Origin of the sequence: Mycobacterium sp. (genome assembly GCF_052143115.1) — a bacterium.
Classification (GTDB): domain Bacteria; phylum Actinomycetota; class Actinomycetes; order Mycobacteriales; family Mycobacteriaceae; genus Mycobacterium.
The window spans coordinates 1-14,040 of sequence record NZ_JBKQTQ010000215.1 but is presented as its reverse complement, the minus strand read 5'-3'; the positions used below and the strand labels follow the sequence as shown (position 1 = coordinate 14,040).

The 14,040-nt window shown below is 63.6% G+C and carries 14 protein-coding genes; 6 read left to right on the top strand and 8 right to left on the bottom strand.

Annotated elements, in window-relative coordinates; all coding sequences use genetic code 11:
* Positions 1 to 137: 137 nt before the first annotated feature.
* From ACLQI9_RS21895 to ACLQI9_RS21885, 3 genes are read left to right on the top strand one after another with little or no spacing between them, the layout of a single operon-like run.
* Positions 138 to 1,262: a hypothetical protein gene (locus ACLQI9_RS21895; RefSeq protein WP_442392182.1), complete on the top strand. Its 1,125-nt coding sequence runs from the start codon at positions 138 to 140 to the stop codon at positions 1,260 to 1,262.
* Positions 1,259 to 2,041, top strand: coding sequence for an SDR family oxidoreductase (locus ACLQI9_RS21890; protein WP_442379596.1), 783 nt, complete (start codon positions 1,259 to 1,261; stop codon positions 2,039 to 2,041). The genes ACLQI9_RS21895 and ACLQI9_RS21890 overlap by 4 nt, the downstream gene beginning before the upstream one ends.
* Entirely contained in the window at positions 2,041 to 3,189 is a 1,149-nt protein-coding gene (locus ACLQI9_RS21885) for a sulfotransferase family protein (RefSeq protein ID WP_442392181.1), read from the top strand. Before ACLQI9_RS21890 ends, ACLQI9_RS21885 begins: the two co-directional genes overlap by 1 nt.
* Positions 3,190 to 3,244: 55 nt before the next feature.
* On the opposite strand, the gene ACLQI9_RS21880 is transcribed toward ACLQI9_RS21885, so the two are convergent.
* On the bottom strand, positions 3,245 to 3,712 hold the full coding sequence (locus ACLQI9_RS21880; RefSeq protein WP_442379600.1) for a hypothetical protein: 468 nt from the start codon (positions 3,710 to 3,712) through the stop codon (positions 3,245 to 3,247).
* Positions 3,709 to 4,878: a Rieske 2Fe-2S domain-containing protein gene (locus tag ACLQI9_RS21875; RefSeq protein ID WP_442392180.1), complete on the bottom strand. Its 1,170-nt coding sequence runs from the start codon at positions 4,876 to 4,878 to the stop codon at positions 3,709 to 3,711. Before ACLQI9_RS21875 ends, ACLQI9_RS21880 begins: the two co-directional genes overlap by 4 nt.
* Positions 4,879 to 5,013: 135 nt before the next feature.
* Between ACLQI9_RS21875 and ACLQI9_RS21870 the strand changes: the two genes are divergently transcribed.
* A complete protein-coding gene (locus ACLQI9_RS21870; protein ID WP_442392179.1) occupies positions 5,014 to 5,538 on the top strand; it encodes a gamma carbonic anhydrase family protein in 525 nt (174 codons plus the stop codon).
* Positions 5,539 to 5,625: 87 nt separating this feature from the next.
* Here ACLQI9_RS21870 and ACLQI9_RS21865 read toward each other — a convergent pair whose 3' ends face one another.
* The gene (locus ACLQI9_RS21865) at positions 5,626 to 6,315 is read right to left on the bottom strand and encodes an SRPBCC family protein (protein ID WP_442379605.1); all 690 of its coding nucleotides are present in this window, start codon (positions 6,313 to 6,315) and stop codon (positions 5,626 to 5,628) included.
* Positions 6,316 to 6,737: 422 nt separating this feature from the next.
* Here ACLQI9_RS21865 and ACLQI9_RS21860 point away from each other — a divergent pair, with 422 nt between their 5' ends.
* Positions 6,738 to 7,424: an ABC transporter ATP-binding protein gene (locus ACLQI9_RS21860; protein WP_442379629.1), complete on the top strand. Its 687-nt coding sequence runs from the start codon at positions 6,738 to 6,740 to the stop codon at positions 7,422 to 7,424.
* On the top strand, positions 7,421 to 9,925 hold the full coding sequence (locus tag ACLQI9_RS21855) for an FtsX-like permease family protein (RefSeq protein ID WP_442392178.1): 2,505 nt from the start codon (positions 7,421 to 7,423) through the stop codon (positions 9,923 to 9,925). The genes ACLQI9_RS21860 and ACLQI9_RS21855 overlap by 4 nt, the downstream gene beginning before the upstream one ends.
* Before the next feature lie 655 nt (positions 9,926 to 10,580).
* Here ACLQI9_RS21855 and ACLQI9_RS21850 read toward each other — a convergent pair.
* The 5 genes from ACLQI9_RS21850 to ACLQI9_RS21830 all read right to left on the bottom strand — a co-directional run.
* Positions 10,581 to 11,213 carry a class I SAM-dependent methyltransferase gene (locus ACLQI9_RS21850; protein ID WP_442379609.1) on the bottom strand — a complete coding sequence of 211 codons (633 nt, stop codon included), beginning with the start codon at positions 11,211 to 11,213 and terminating at the stop codon, positions 10,581 to 10,583.
* Positions 11,210 to 11,839 carry a DUF4389 domain-containing protein gene (locus ACLQI9_RS21845; RefSeq protein WP_442392177.1) on the bottom strand — a complete coding sequence of 210 codons (630 nt, stop codon included), beginning with the start codon at positions 11,837 to 11,839 and terminating at the stop codon, positions 11,210 to 11,212. Before ACLQI9_RS21845 ends, ACLQI9_RS21850 begins: the two co-directional genes overlap by 4 nt.
* Positions 11,836 to 13,071 (bottom strand): FAD-dependent oxidoreductase, encoded by a 1,236-nt coding sequence (locus ACLQI9_RS21840; RefSeq protein WP_442379613.1) that lies wholly within the window; start codon positions 13,069 to 13,071, stop codon positions 11,836 to 11,838. Before ACLQI9_RS21840 ends, ACLQI9_RS21845 begins: the two co-directional genes overlap by 4 nt.
* A gap of 125 nt (positions 13,072 to 13,196) precedes the next feature.
* A complete protein-coding gene (locus tag ACLQI9_RS21835; protein WP_442379615.1) occupies positions 13,197 to 13,604 on the bottom strand; it encodes a nuclear transport factor 2 family protein in 408 nt (135 codons plus the stop codon).
* A partial coding sequence (locus tag ACLQI9_RS21830; protein WP_442392176.1) for an LLM class flavin-dependent oxidoreductase occupies positions 13,601 to 14,040 on the bottom strand: 440 nt, incomplete at its 5' end. The genes ACLQI9_RS21830 and ACLQI9_RS21835, both read right to left, overlap by 4 nt.

The window sequence follows — 14,040 nt, the reverse complement described above, 5'->3', positions numbered from 1 at the left end:
TCTGATCGACCTGGCGAACAAGTGCACGTCGTAGCGAGCGGGTGTCGTCGCTGAACGCCGCGGACGACACGCGCGAATGTTCGCCATTGACTCAAAATGAGAACACGTTCTAGCGTCTAGGCGTGTCCTCTCATCCCATCTCTGGTCCACTCACCGACGCGATCGCCGAGGCCGAGCGACTGGTGGCCGCCGCACCGCACATCGAGACCGAAGCCGACCTCCTCGAAGGACTGCAGTACCTGGCCGGCTGTATCGCGGGCTGCATCCATCTGGCCTTCGACTACGAGCGCGACCATCCGTTCCTGCAGTCGGGCACCGGGCCGTTCACCAAAATGGGCCTGGACAACCCCGACACCCTCTACTTCGGCACCCGGGTGCAGGCCGATCACGATTACGTCGTGGCCGGCAGGCGTGGCACCACCACCGACCTGAGCTTCCAGCTGCACGGCGGTGAGTACACCGACGACAACGTGCCCGCCAGCCAGGCCGCGTTCGACGACCGTGAGCTTGAGATCGCCGCGGACGGCAGCTTCCAATGGCAGGTGCGACCGACCAGCCCCGGCCAGCTCGTGATCCGTGAGGTCTACGGCGACTGGTCGGCGCAGCGCGGCACGTTGGCTATCCAGCGGCTCGACACCGCCGGCACGGCACCGCCGGCCCTGACCCGCGCAGGCATCGAAAAGCGTTACGCCACAGCGGGAAAACAACTCGTCAACCGCATCAAAACCTGGTTGCAGTTTCCGCAGTGGTTCTATCTCGACATCCCGGTCAACACCATGGTCGCGCCTCGGCTGACGCCCGGCGGTCTGGCGACGCAGTACTCCTCGGTCGGGCACTTCGAGCTGCGGCCCGATCAGGCCCTGATCATCACGCTGCCGGTGACCGACGCGCCCTACCTCGGCTTCCAGCTGGGCAGCATGTGGTACATCTCGCTGGATTACATCAACCACCAGACCTCGCTGAACAACACTCAGGCCCAAGCGGATCCGGACGGCAAGATCCGTATCGTCGTCGCGGACCAGAACCCCGGCGTCACCAACTGGGTTGAAACGCTCGGGCATCGCCGTGGATTCTTGCAGTTCCGGTGGCAGCGGGTGTCGCGCCAGCTAACCGAAGCCGACGGACCCGGCGTCGAGCTGGTCGACATCGACACCGTCCCGGCCAAGCTGCCGTATTACCAGGACAACAAGATTTCCGAAGATGCCTGGCGCACGCGAATTGCACAGCGCCAACTACAAATTGCGGCAAGGATGCTGGGATGACCAAAATGCTCGACGGCAAGGTTGTGGTGATCAGTGGGGTCGGCCCGGGTCTGGGCACGACGCTGGCGCACCGATGCACACGGGAGGGAGCCGACCTAGTGCTGGCTGCCCGCACCCCGGACCGTCTCGACGATGTCGCCAAGCAGATCGCCGACGTCGGCGGCCGGGCGGTGACGGTGCGCACCGACATCACCGACGACCATCAGGTCGCCAACCTCGTCGACGCCACCATCGAGGCCTATGGCAAGGCCGACGTGCTGATCAATAACGCGTTCCGGGTTCCATCGATGAAGCCGTTGGCCGGCACTACATTTCAGCACATCCGCGATGCGATCGAGCTGAGCGCGCTCGGGGCGCTGCGGCTCATTCAGGGCTTCACGCCGGCGCTGGCCGAGTCGCAAGGCTCGATCGTCAACGTCAACTCCATGGTGATCCGGCACTCGCAGGCGAAGTATGGTGCCTACAAGATGGCGAAGTCCGCGCTGCTGGCCATGTCGCAGTCGCTGGCGACCGAGCTGGGCGAGAAGGGCATCCGCGTCAATTCCGTTGCCCCCGGCTATATCTGGGGTGACACTTTGCAAAGCTACTTCAATCATCAGGCCGGCAAGTACGGCACCACGGCAGAGCAGATCTACCAGGCCACCGCGGCGAACTCCGACCTCAAGCGGTTGCCCACCGAGGACGAGGTGGCGTCGGCGATTCTCTTCATGGCCAGCGACCTGTCCAGCGGCATCACCGGCCAGACGCTCGACGTCAACTGCGGCGAGTACCACACCTGATGGCCGAGCGCACCGACATCGCAACCGTCGAGGAACTGCATGCCTCGGCCACCAAGATGGTCGGCCTCGACGACTTCGGTACCGACGACGACAGCTACCGCGAAGCGCTGGGCGTGCTGCTGGACTCTTATCAGCGGGACGCCGGGCTCACCGCGTTGGGCAGCAAGATGAACCGCTTCTTCCTGCGCGGCGCGCTGGTTGCCAGGCTGCTGTCCGAATCTGCTTGGAAGCAATACCCGCAACATGCCGACGTGCCCATCACGCGGCCCATCTTCGTCACCGGGCTGGTGCGCACCGGCACCACGGCGCTGCACCGGCTGCTCGGCGCGGATCCGGCCCATCAGGGTCTGCACATGTGGCTGGCCGAGTTCCCGCAGCCGCGTCCGCCACGCGACAGCTGGGAATCCAACCCGCTGTATCGCCAACTCGACGCGCAGTTCACCCAGCACCATCAGGACAACCCTGGCTACACCGGCCTGCATTTCATGGCCGCATATGAGCTGGAGGAATGCTGGCAGCTGTTGCGGCAGTCGCTGCACTCGGTGTCCTACGAGACGCTGGCACACCTACCCAGCTATTCAAAGTGGCTGTCGCAGCAGGACTGGACGCCGGCATACCGGCGGCACCGCAAGAACCTTCAGCTGATCGGGCTCAACGATGCCGACAAGCGGTGGGTGCTGAAGAACCCCAGTCATCTGTTCGCACTGGACGCGCTGATGTCGACCTATCCTGACGCGCTCGTCATCCAGACACATCGACCTGTCGAGACGATCATGGCCTCGATGTGCTCGCTGGCGCAGCACACTGCTGAGGGATGGTCGACGAACTTCGTCGGCGCCCAGATCGGCGCTGACGCAACGGAAACCTGGTCGCGCGGTCTGGAGCGGTTCAACACCGCGCGCGCAAAATACGATCCGGCTCAGTTCTACGACGTCGACTACCGCGAATTGATCGCCGATCCGATCGGCACGGTGGCCGACATCTACCGACAATTCGGTATCCCGTTAACCGACGAGGCTCGGCAAGCCATGGAAAAGAGTCATGCCGATAGCCAATCCGGCGAGCGCGCGCCCAAACACAAGTATTCGCTGGATGACTATGGGCTGACGGCCGAAGAGGTCAAGGAGCGCTTCGCCGGGCTGTGCTAGGGCTGGACTGCCCGGTTCCTCCGCGGTTCGCAGCGCGAACCGCATCGTCATCGGGCTAGCCGTCGCCGGCCGTCGGGGCGGTGGACACCGCCTCCAAACAACCTTCGGCAACGGCATGTTCGATGCTGTCGGCCAGTTTCGGGCAGGACCGAGTGCGCGCGCTGTCAACTCCGGCCGCGCGTAGTTCGGCGAAATACCCGCAGCGTTGCGACGCTTCGGTGTTCCACTGCACCGCGGTGTGCCCCGGTCCCAACCGCTTGACATTGACCGTGGCATGGCAGAACCGGCAGTCCACCGGCTGCAGGCCCGACGTCAGGTAACGGGTGCGGTCGGCCTGGGTGACCTCACGCGCCTCGGCTGCGCGTTCCGGGTCATCAGCGAAAGCCGGTGCCTTAGACCAGGACCCGCCGCGCCGATCACGAGCGGCCGGTGCCGGCTCGTCATGGCTGTCGTGATCGCCATGGAGCATCAGCATCGACCGGGCCAGCCGATCGACGTCCGGCGGCTCCTCGCGTGGGCTCATGTCGCGGGCTGCTCCGCCTTTGCTTCGTTTACCTCGTTCTCAGAGGCCTGCCGTTGCAGGTTTTCCTCGACCTCGACGTGCCACTTCTCGTTGGCGATGGTGGTATCCACCTCGATCTCGAAGCGGTCGGTCATATCAGCGGTGACCTCGGCTACATCTACATAAAACTGCTGATACCACCGTCGCATCTGGTAGACGGCGCCATCCTCCTCGACCAGCAGCGGATTGTCGATGCGAGTCTTGTGCTTCCAGATCTCGACGTCCTGCAGGAAACCCTTGCTGACGCCCTCGGTGAAGACTCTGGCCAGCTTCTCCGTCATCGCCTCGTCCATGCCTTTGGGTTTTTCGACGATGACACCCCACTGCAGCATGAACGAATCCTGGGTTACCGGGTAGTGGCAGTTGATCAGGATCGACTCGGCCTTGTAGTCGCCGTACTTGTTGTGCAGCCAGTTGATCATGAACGACGGGCCGAAGTAAGACGCCTCCGAATCCAGTTGCGCCTCACCGTATGACGTGCCCAGATCGTTGACGTCGGGCCGCCCGACATTGTGCAGATACTGTGAGGCGATGTGGCCCTCGAAGACGTTCTTGAAGTACGTCGGCAGACCGAAGTGAATGTAGAAGAAGTGCGCCATGTCGGTGACGTTGTCGATGATGTCGCGGCAGTTCGACCCCTCGATCAGGATCGAGTTCCACCGCCATTCGGTCCACGCGTCGCTGGCCGCCTCGGGGATCTCCGGGATCTGCACCTCGGGCTGCGGCGGATTGCCCTCGACGTCATGCCAGACGAACAGCAGGCCGCCTCGCAGGTCGGTGGTCCAGGACCGTGTGCGGGCCAGTCGCGGCGTGCGCTTGGCGTAGGGCACCAGCTTGCATTTGCCGTCGCCGCCCCAGCGCCAATCGTGGAACGGGCAGGCGACTTCGTCGCCCTTGACGGTGCCCTGCGCCAGGTTGCCGCCCATGTGCCTGCAGTAGCCGTCGAGGACGTGCACGTCGCCGTGCGAGTCGGCGAACACCACGAGGTGGGTGCCGAACGCCTCGATCCCGTGCGGCTCGCCGTCCAGGTAGTCCTTGACCGGGCCAAGGCAGTGCCAGCCGCGGGCATAGCGGTCCGGCAGGGTGCCGGCGTCGATCTCGCGAATACCGGCAGTCTCGGTAGCCATGACGCCTCCAACTTCATCAGCTTCTAACTAGAACACGTTACAGTTTTTCTACGGGATCGCGCAACGACGGCGACCTTTACTGCCCGTTAATCACGTCCTGACGCCGGAGTACCCGGCCTGCGGTATATGTGAACGATGCCGCTGTTTTCCTTCGAAGGCCGATCGCCGAAGGTCGATCCCACTGCCTTCGTCGCGCCGACCGCCACCCTGATCGGCGATGTCACGATCGAGGCCGGGGCGTCGGTGTGGTTCAACACCGTGCTGCGCGCTGACTATGCGCCCGTCATCGTGCGTGAGGGGGCCAATGTGCAGGACGGATCGGTGTTGCACGCGCCACCGGGTGTCCCGGTCGACATCGGCCCGGGAGCAACGGTGGCGCACATGTGCCTCATCCACGGGGCCCACGTCGGAGCCGAGGCGCTGATCGCCAACCACGCCACCGTCCTCGACGGCGCCGTGATCGGCTCGCGCAGCTTGATCGCGGCGGGCGCAGTGGTCATCGGTGGCACCAAGATTCCCGACGAGGTCCTGGTGGTCGGGGCGCCGGCCACTGTCAAGGGCCCGATCTCGGGCACTGGCGCCGAAATGTGGGTGAATGTGAACCCGAAGGCCTATCAGGACCTGGCCCAGCGCTATCTGGCCGGGCTCGAGCCGATTTAGCTCCGCGGCAATTCGTTCTTGTGGCGTGGCGTTCGTAAACTCCGGCGGAAACGCGGTTTTCGGGGTTCCTAGCTGACGGCCGGTTGATCAGCCCGCGTGCTCATCTTGCGGCTGTCGCATCCAGTCCGGCGTCACCGGCAGCCCGTTCTGGTGACGGTATTCGGCGATGGCCTTGAGGTTTTTCAGCTCCAGCAAGTGACCGGCCCCGAACATATCCCAGAAGTCGCCTACCCAGACCGGCCGTTCCGGCGGGGCAGCGTCGGGATACGGGTTGTGGTCGTAGAACGGATGGTGGCAGTTGGTCCACAACACCACCGAGCCGGGCTTGTCGAACACCTCCTGCGCGTCGATGACACGCATGAGATAGACCATCCACAGGTGCTTGCCCTGATCCCACGCGCACCGATAGTCCACGGTGCGCGCCTGCTCGTTCGCCCGCGTGCGGGTATAGATCCTGGTCTCCGACCCCAGCCGGTCGTAGGCCAGCCACAACCCCGGTTCATCGGTTTCGGTGAACCCGCGCAGGCTATAGGTCCACTCCTCTAGACAGCGGGTATCGGCCATATAGGCGAACAGCTCATCGGGTGGGCAGTCGATGTAGTCGTTGATGGTGATGTACTGGCCGAATACCTCGTCGTGCGGGTAGACCGAGTGCATCATCTCCATGATGATCGGGGTGGCCTTCTCCCGCGGGCTGGTCTCGATGCGGGTCAAACCCTCGATCGGCTTGGTGCTGCCGGTGTGGGCGGCGATATCTTCAAGCGCGGGCAGCGGCATCGGATCGGTTCTCCTTCGTCGGCGCAGAGCGGTTGGCTTCTATCAAAGACGTTGCAAGCACCTTGATTTCGTCAGCGGAGCATTCGAAAAAAGTCCGCTGGTCGCGCGTTCAAGTTGACCGGCCATCATGTCCTCGACATCCGTGGCACCGTAGGACGACATCATACAACGGCCCAATAGGCTGAAAGCGGCCAAATTATCAGCCCGCGAAATGTTGTAAATCAATGATGTTCACGCTCACATCGGTCGAACCGATGTACGGTGAGGCTCGTTATATCCCATAGCAGCGCCTTCGGGGCATGTTGTCGCGCGGGAATGGCAGCCGGTCACCGTTGCAGCGCTGACCATTGCGTTCTCGCGGGAGGACCATCATCAGACAACCCGATGCCTGCGATACGCCCAACCAAGAGCTGGCCATCGAACTGCGCGACGTGGTGCGCGAATACAGGGTCGGCGGTCAATCCGTACGCGCGCTCGACGAGATCAGCCTGTGGTTCGGGGGTGGGCAGTTTGTGTCGGTAGTCGGGCCGTCGGGGGCGGGTAAGAGCACGTTGCTGCATCTGCTCGGCGCACTGGACTCCCCGGATTCCGGGTCCATCAAATTCGACGGCGACGAGATTGGCCGACTCAGCGATGAACAACAGTCGGAATTCCGCCATCATCGCGTGGGGTTCGTCTTTCAGTTCTTCAACCTCTTGCCAACCCTATCGGCGTGGGAGAACGTGGCAGTCCCCAAGCTGCTCGACGGCGTCCGTTTGGGCAAGGTGAAATCAGATGCGGTTCGGCTGCTCGACCGGGTTGGGCTCGGTAACCGGGCCCAGCACCGGCCGGCGGAACTGTCGGGTGGCCAAATGCAGCGGGTGGCGGTAGCGCGGGCGTTGATGATGGACCCATCGCTAATTCTCGCCGACGAGCCGACCGGGAACCTCGATTCGGTAACTGGCGCTTCGATCTTGGCGCTCCTTGCTGAGGTGGCACACGAGGACGGCGGCAGGCGGCTGGTGGTGATGGTGACCCACAACTCGGATGCCGCGGCGGCGACAGACCGGGTGATCACACTCCAGGATGGTCGCGTCGGCTCCGACGAGTTGTCAGCGATTTCGGGATGAGACCGGGCTCGGCGGTAGCTGCTGCGGCGAGCCGGCTAACCGTATTCAGCCTGCGCGAACTCGTTATGCATTTCCGGCGCACGACGGCTTCAATCGCTGTAATGGCAGTTTCCGCAATGTATCTGGTCGCGATATTCGGCATTTTCGGCTCGATCACCGGATCGGTCAACCGGCTGGCCGATGGGGTCGCTGGCATCGCCGCGCTCGAGGTATCGGGCATCACCGACGCGGGATTTCCCGACACGATAACGGCAGACGTCGCTGCCATTCCCGGCGTCGCCACCGCGGCACCGATGATACGGATGTCTGCGTCCACGGCGTCAGGACCGGTTCTGCTGTTCGGCGCAGATGCGAGCAGCTCAGCCTTAGGCGGCGCGTTGAAAGACGCTGTCGGAAAACCACTGAAGGCGCTGTCCGCCAATTCCAATGGTGTCCAGGTCGGGCCCGGTGTCGGTCATGCCAAAGGCGAGAAGTTCCGGCTGGGCTCGGCTTTGGTCACAGTCACGGAAGTGCTGACTGGCAAGCAACTTGCGGATCTCAATGGCGGACACTACGTCCTTGCCCCACTTGCTTTGGCGCAGAACGTTACCGGGCGAAGAGGTCAGCTCGACTCCATTTTGATCACCACGAAGCCGGGTGCCGATCTCCCCACAGTGCGTGCCAGGGTCACCGCCGCTGTCAACGGCCGGGCAATCGTTGCGGAGCCGAGTGCGCGCGCAACTCGGGCCGGTGACGGTGTCAAGCTGATGAACTACATGGCCCTGATGGGCGCGGCGGTTGCGTTGGTGGTCGGCGCGTTCCTGATCTACACCACGATGACCATGGCGATCAACCAGCGTCGGCCGGTCATCTCGATGCTGCGCGCGATCGGTGGGAGACGCGCCACCATCGTCCGCGACATGCTCGCCGAAGCCGCGATTCTCGGACTTATCGGCGGCGCTATCGGGTCGGGCCTCGGAATCCTTATGGGCCGCATCGCGATTGGTCGGTTGCCTCCGGCGATAACCCAAGGCCTGGAAGCTCGCGTCGAATACTGGCTGCCCGGCTACGCGATACCGGTCGCGCTCGCGGCGACGATGCTAACCAGCGTGGCAGCGTCGGCGATGGCCGCGCGGCAGGTTTACAAGGTTTCACCGATCGAGGCCTTGGCACCCGTCGGGGTTTCAGCGGCGGACTTCGTGCCACGATGGCTGCGGAGGGCAAGCGGGATTGCAGCCGTCGCGGTGTTCGCCGCGTCGATCTTGATCGTCGTTGACCGACACGGCACCTTCGCCTTCGCCGCGATCTTCGCTCTGTTCTGCGCCGAGATCGCGCTTGGTTTCGCGCTCACCACGCTCATCGTCAAAGCTACAGCCGGAACGGCCCGGATATTTGGATCGGTTGGGCGACTCGCGGCCGCAACGATCGAGCGTGCACCGCGGCGAGTGTGGGCCACTGTGATGACTGTGCTCATCGCAGTTGTCACCACCATCGTGATCACCGGTACCAACGCCGACATGATCCGTTCGGCGCGTGGCATCTTCGCACCAATCGCGGACGTTGACGTGTGGGTGAGCGCAGATGCTCCCGACAGCTATGCCGTCGACGCGCTACCACAAGGTCTCGCCCGAAAGGTCGCCGCAGTGTCGGACGTGGCACGCGTCGCCGAGGGCGCGTTCGGGTTCGCCGTGGTCGGCGGCACCCGTGTGATGCTCGACGGATTTTCCTCCGGCACCGCCGATCCGCTCTATCGCGCACTGGGTGAACAGGTACGCAACGACGTGCTTGCCGGTCGGGGCGTGGTGCTCTCGCAGAATCTGGGCGAGACTCTCGGCGTCAGCGTCGGCGACAAGCTGCGGCTACAAACGCCGCGCGGCCCGAAGCAGGCGGCTGTGCTGGCCCTGGTGTCGTACTTTTCAACGGTCATCGGCACCGTCGGCATCAACCTCGATCAAATGCGGACATGGTTCGACCGCCCCGTAGCGACCACACTCCAGATCACCGGCAAACCGGGCGTGGATCCGAACCGCCTGCGCGCCGAGGTTCGTCGGGTGGTGCCCCCGCCGAACTACGTATACGACGGTCGCACGGCTCTGGCCGGCGTCGAGGCGCCGCTGCATCAGAGCATGTTCATCGCCAATGCTGTCTGGGCCATTGTTGTGTGCGTGGCCGCGGTCGCACTTTTCAACACGTTGACCCTCTCGGTGCTTGAGCGGCGCCGTGAAATAGGTGTTCTGCGGGCGATGGGATCCAGCCGTCGCTTCACATTGCAGATGGTTCTGGCGGAGGCCGCGGGCATCGGAGCCGTCGGCGGTGTCTTGGGGTTGTTGTTCGGCCTGACCGACCAGTGGCTCTACAGCCTGGTCAGTGCGGACATCATGAATTTCAACGTTGCCTTCCGGCCGGGGCCGATGGCGCTCGTCTTCACCATCGGCGCGTTGGCGATCAGCCTGCTCGGGTCGGTCCCACCCGCGCGCCGCGCGGCCCGACTGAACATCATCGAGGCTGTCGGCGTCGATTAAGGCCGTTGCTCCCGTTAGCCGCGGACCGCTGAAATCAGAAGCCCAATGGAAGAAGGGCAGTAAACAGCTGGGCCAAGGGATCCGTGAAGGGAAGTGTGAACGAAAGCATGGAATCCAGGGCCGGGTCGCTGGGGTCTATGAATGTGCTTATGGTCTCCTCGGCCACCCCGACGCCGGTAGTCCCGAACCCTACGCCGTCTGAGGGGTCGGCTACGGAAGTCACGTCAGGGTCGGCAAATGACTGGTCCGTGAACAGGCCGAAATCTTGCAGGGGTCCAGACATAAAGTCCGTGTCCGCTCCTGGGCTGATGTCGTCACCGTCGGCTCGGGCGGAGGCGGCGGTTGCCAACGGGATGAGCCCAGCAGCCAGGAAAGCACCGGCAGCCGCGCCGAGGACGAGCCAAAAACCCCGAGCACTCGTGGGAGACTCCAATTCTCGAATCGTGGATGATGTGCGTTGCGGGCTCCCCGCGGCCGACGACTTGCCCCCTCTGATTCGGTGATGATGTTGTGGGTCGCCCACAGCTGGCGACTCGCGAGCGGCGAGCAATCGACTGTAGTGGGGTACACGAATCGCTGGTGAACGGTGTCTTGCCAGAAGATGAATAACAGATGAATCAGCGATAACGGTTTCGCAACACCGGATCAGCCACGTTCAACCATCGCCCTTGACTACAGTGGCGAATCCTTGCAGATGAGGCGTGCACGGAGGCGGCACAAGAGTTCGTCGGATGCGGCGCAGTCCGGCGGTATCGAACCCGGCGGCGGCAATGGCGTCGACGGTTCGGCGGTTGGGCTCGCAGCCGGAGGCCAACCACGACCACGGTTTTGCCACCAGGTCCTGGAACCGACCCATCGCACCGTCCCCGCGGACATGCTCGAGGACGACCAATCTGCCCCCGGGAGCGAGGACCCGGCGGATCTCGCCGAGGGTAGCGGCCACATTGTCGACCGAGCACAGCACCAGCCCGACATGCACCGAGTCGAAACTGTTGTCCGGGAAAGGAATCGACTCCCCGATACCGTCGACGATATCGACGGCAATGCTGCGGCGGCGAGCCAGAGTCGAAGCCATTCGCCGCATCGCAGGCTCTGGCTCCACGGCCGCGACCGACGTCACCGCGGGCGGAACGAACATCAAGTCGGTTCCCGGACCGAGACCAATCATCAGCAGCCGGCCGGTCGCATTGCTCATCGCCTCTCGGCGATACCGGCGATAGAACAGCCGGTCGAAGATTGGCATGCCGAGTCGATAGACATACGGGAACAACGGATTACGCTGGCTCATCGGCTACCCAGATCGAGTCGGAACGGCGGATATTCGTCGCGCATCAAGGAGACGTACACGGCCACCCGATAGCGCCACCGGGCGATCCCCAAAAGAAGGTCGAACACGCCGTGCAGGGTAGTCCCGGTGAACAACAACCACACGGCGGCGATGACACACAGCAATTGCAGCAGGGGTTCCATCGCCCAGCAGATGAGTATCTGGGGGAGCGCCAATAGCCACCACTTCACCAGCACGGCCCACTTCGTAAGGCGTTCCGGATAGTCGACTTCGAGATCGCCCGGGTAATCGGGCCGCGACGCGAGCGTGAAAGGCGGGAACTTGTCAGTGCTGTTCATCGGAAATCGGTAATTCATGACCCGCCACGACCAGCGCAGCACCCCGACGTTGAAGTCGAAAATAGGGCGTGGATACCGTCCGGTGAACAAGATGGCGACGCCGGCAACGACGGTGAGCAGCGGATACACCAGATAGAGAACTATCAAAATGGGATAGTGCGGTGCCGCCAGTACGCACCACTTGAAGAGCCACAACCAGCGCGAGGGCGCGTCGAAATCGCCTCGTACTCGGACGGGATCGTCCGGGATGTTCACCGGTTCCATGCTCGACACTTCCTGACTTGTCATCGCCGTCGACAAGACGGGGTGGTCGTCGCGGCCCCGAGGTCGCGGCTGATCTTCGCGGACATCCGGCGGTGACTTGTCGAACGCAGAAACATTGTCAGCGCCCAGGTCTGGAACCGGTCCGAGATCATCGCCGCCGGTTTGAGCACTGACTCACCGTGGGACACCTGCAGCGACGCCACCCGGGACACGGCCATGACCTTGCGTCGTCTGGTCTTCTCGTACCAGCGCAGCGCGCGTGAGAGATCACTGCTGCCGCGCTTCGCTCCATTTTTGAGATCCGAAAGCGCCTTGCACAACACCATCGTGTCGAGCAGCGCCTGATTGGTCCCCTGTGCGAGGGTGGGCGGCATCGTGTGGGCGGCATCGCCGAGCAACGTCAGCGCGCCGTGGCCCGGCCGGGGAATCGGATGCCGAAAATGCGGGAACGGCGAAGGAGCCAGATCGTCGTCAGTCAATGTCGCGAGTACTCGATCGACCGACTCGGACCATCCGGTGAAATGGGACCGGATTACGTCGATCGGACGTTCCGGTCTGATGAAGTCATCGGACCACGGCAGGTCGAACCACCACTGCACATTGGGACCTCCAGCCGGCCAGAAGCCAGTGTTTCCGTGTTCGCCGATAACGACCAGTGCGACGTGCTTGTCGGCGACGTCTGGAAGGGTGGCAAGTCCCTGCCAGCTGCACCAGCCGGTCGGCTCGGCGTCCTGCGCGCCGACGACATTTCGGACCATCGAATGCATGCCGTCCGCACCGATCAACACATCTCCTTCGGCCGAGCTGCCGTCTTCGAACTCGACCCGCACTCCATTGGGCGTACTGACCACCCAGACCGCACGGGTGTTGCATCGGATGCGATCGGTCGGAAAGCCTTCCAGCAGCCGTTCAAGTAAGACTCGACGTGGAACCATCCGAACAGGTGCGCCCAGCCGGTTCACCATCGCCGTCACCTCCAAGGTGGCGAGCGGGCGACCCGTGGACGTCAGAACCCTGACGGCGGACAGCAGCTGACCGGCCCCGTCCATATCGACGCCCAGCTGCCCCAGAACCGTCTCGCCGTTGGACCAGATGGTCACCGCGCCGCCACCCGCCTGCATGTCCGGCCGCCGTTCGAAGACGGTGACGTCATGTCCGTCTCGCAGCAATCCACGAGCAGTGGAAATGCCGCTCACGCCGGCGCCGATGACAAGGATCCGAAGCGGCGGGGTCGGCGGCGCGTTCGGTACGTTCACAGCAGCCTTGGCCGGCACCGGTTCAGCGGCGGAAGCACGGGCTCGTCCACGCCGTCCATACTGCAACTCCCCAGGCCGATATGCAGGTCGCTCCAATTTGATTACGGGGGAGAGGAGCGCTGGGTTCAGATCTTGCGCGCGCTCGCGGTTGCGCGGTCAACCTCCCAGTACGCGCGCAGCGCCACCAGCTGGCCTTCGTCGTTGGCTTTGTAGGTGAACACCCCTTCGGCGGTGACCTGGTGTCCGGCCGCCGTGATCAGGATGTGCCCGACGTTGGCTTCCTCGTAGCCGCACTGGTAGGTGTCGCGGAAATGGAACTCGATCTTGTCCGTCGGCGCAATCGCTTTGTCCCAAAACGCCGAGATGGCGTCGCGACCGCGATGCCCCTTGCCCTCCGGATCGAAATGCGACGGGCCGATTGGGTCCTCGACGATGGCATCGTCGGCGAACACCGCCAGCCACGCGTCTTTGTCTCTGGCCCCCACCGCGTCGCGGGAACGCTTGCCGGCCAGGTGTGCGGGCGATTCGCTCATTTCGTGTCCTGCCATCCCGAATGGATATAGGTGTCGGCGAAGCGTTCCAGCGAATCCTTCTTCTTCTCCAGCGGCGCGTCGAAGCCCAGCCCGTCGAAAACCCAAGGGATCACGATGTTGTCGGTGACACCGACCTCGGCCAGTTCGCGATGACCGTCCACGCCGAACTTGTCGATGCAGACCGCCTGGTATTCGAAGGGGGCATCAGCCCGGTCGTACTCGGCGAGCAACGCCTTGAGCTTGCCGATCGTTTCGGCGAGCTGGTCGCAGGTCATCATGGCGCTGGTCCAGCCGTCGCTGACCCGGGCGGCCCGCTTGAGTGCGACATCGGTGTGGCCGCCGACGTAGAACGGCACCGGTTGGCTGGGCGCCGGGCTCATCTGCAACCGGTCGAAGTCGTAGAACTCGCCGTTGAATTCGACCATGCCGCCGGCCA

Coding starts and splice junctions, on each gene's coding strand:
- ACLQI9_RS21890 (WP_442379596.1), top strand. CDS start 1,259: ATGACCAAAATGCTCGACGGCAAGGTTGTGGTGATCAGTGGGGTCGGC.
- ACLQI9_RS21885 (WP_442392181.1), top strand. CDS start 2,041: ATGGCCGAGCGCACCGACATCGCAACCGTCGAGGAACTGCATGCCTCG.
- ACLQI9_RS21880 (WP_442379600.1), bottom strand. CDS start 3,712: ATGAGCCCACGCGAGGAGCCGCCGGACGTCGATCGGCTGGCCCGGTCG.
- ACLQI9_RS21875 (WP_442392180.1), bottom strand. CDS start 4,878: ATGGCTACCGAGACTGCCGGTATTCGCGAGATCGACGCCGGCACCCTG.
- ACLQI9_RS21870 (WP_442392179.1), top strand. CDS start 5,014: ATGCCGCTGTTTTCCTTCGAAGGCCGATCGCCGAAGGTCGATCCCACT.
- ACLQI9_RS21865 (WP_442379605.1), bottom strand. CDS start 6,315: ATGCCGCTGCCCGCGCTTGAAGATATCGCCGCCCACACCGGCAGCACC.
- ACLQI9_RS21855 (WP_442392178.1), top strand. CDS start 7,421: ATGAGACCGGGCTCGGCGGTAGCTGCTGCGGCGAGCCGGCTAACCGTA.
- ACLQI9_RS21850 (WP_442379609.1), bottom strand. CDS start 11,213: ATGAGCCAGCGTAATCCGTTGTTCCCGTATGTCTATCGACTCGGCATG.
- ACLQI9_RS21845 (WP_442392177.1), bottom strand. CDS start 11,839: ATGACAAGTCAGGAAGTGTCGAGCATGGAACCGGTGAACATCCCGGAC.
- ACLQI9_RS21835 (WP_442379615.1), bottom strand. CDS start 13,604: ATGAGCGAATCGCCCGCACACCTGGCCGGCAAGCGTTCCCGCGACGCG.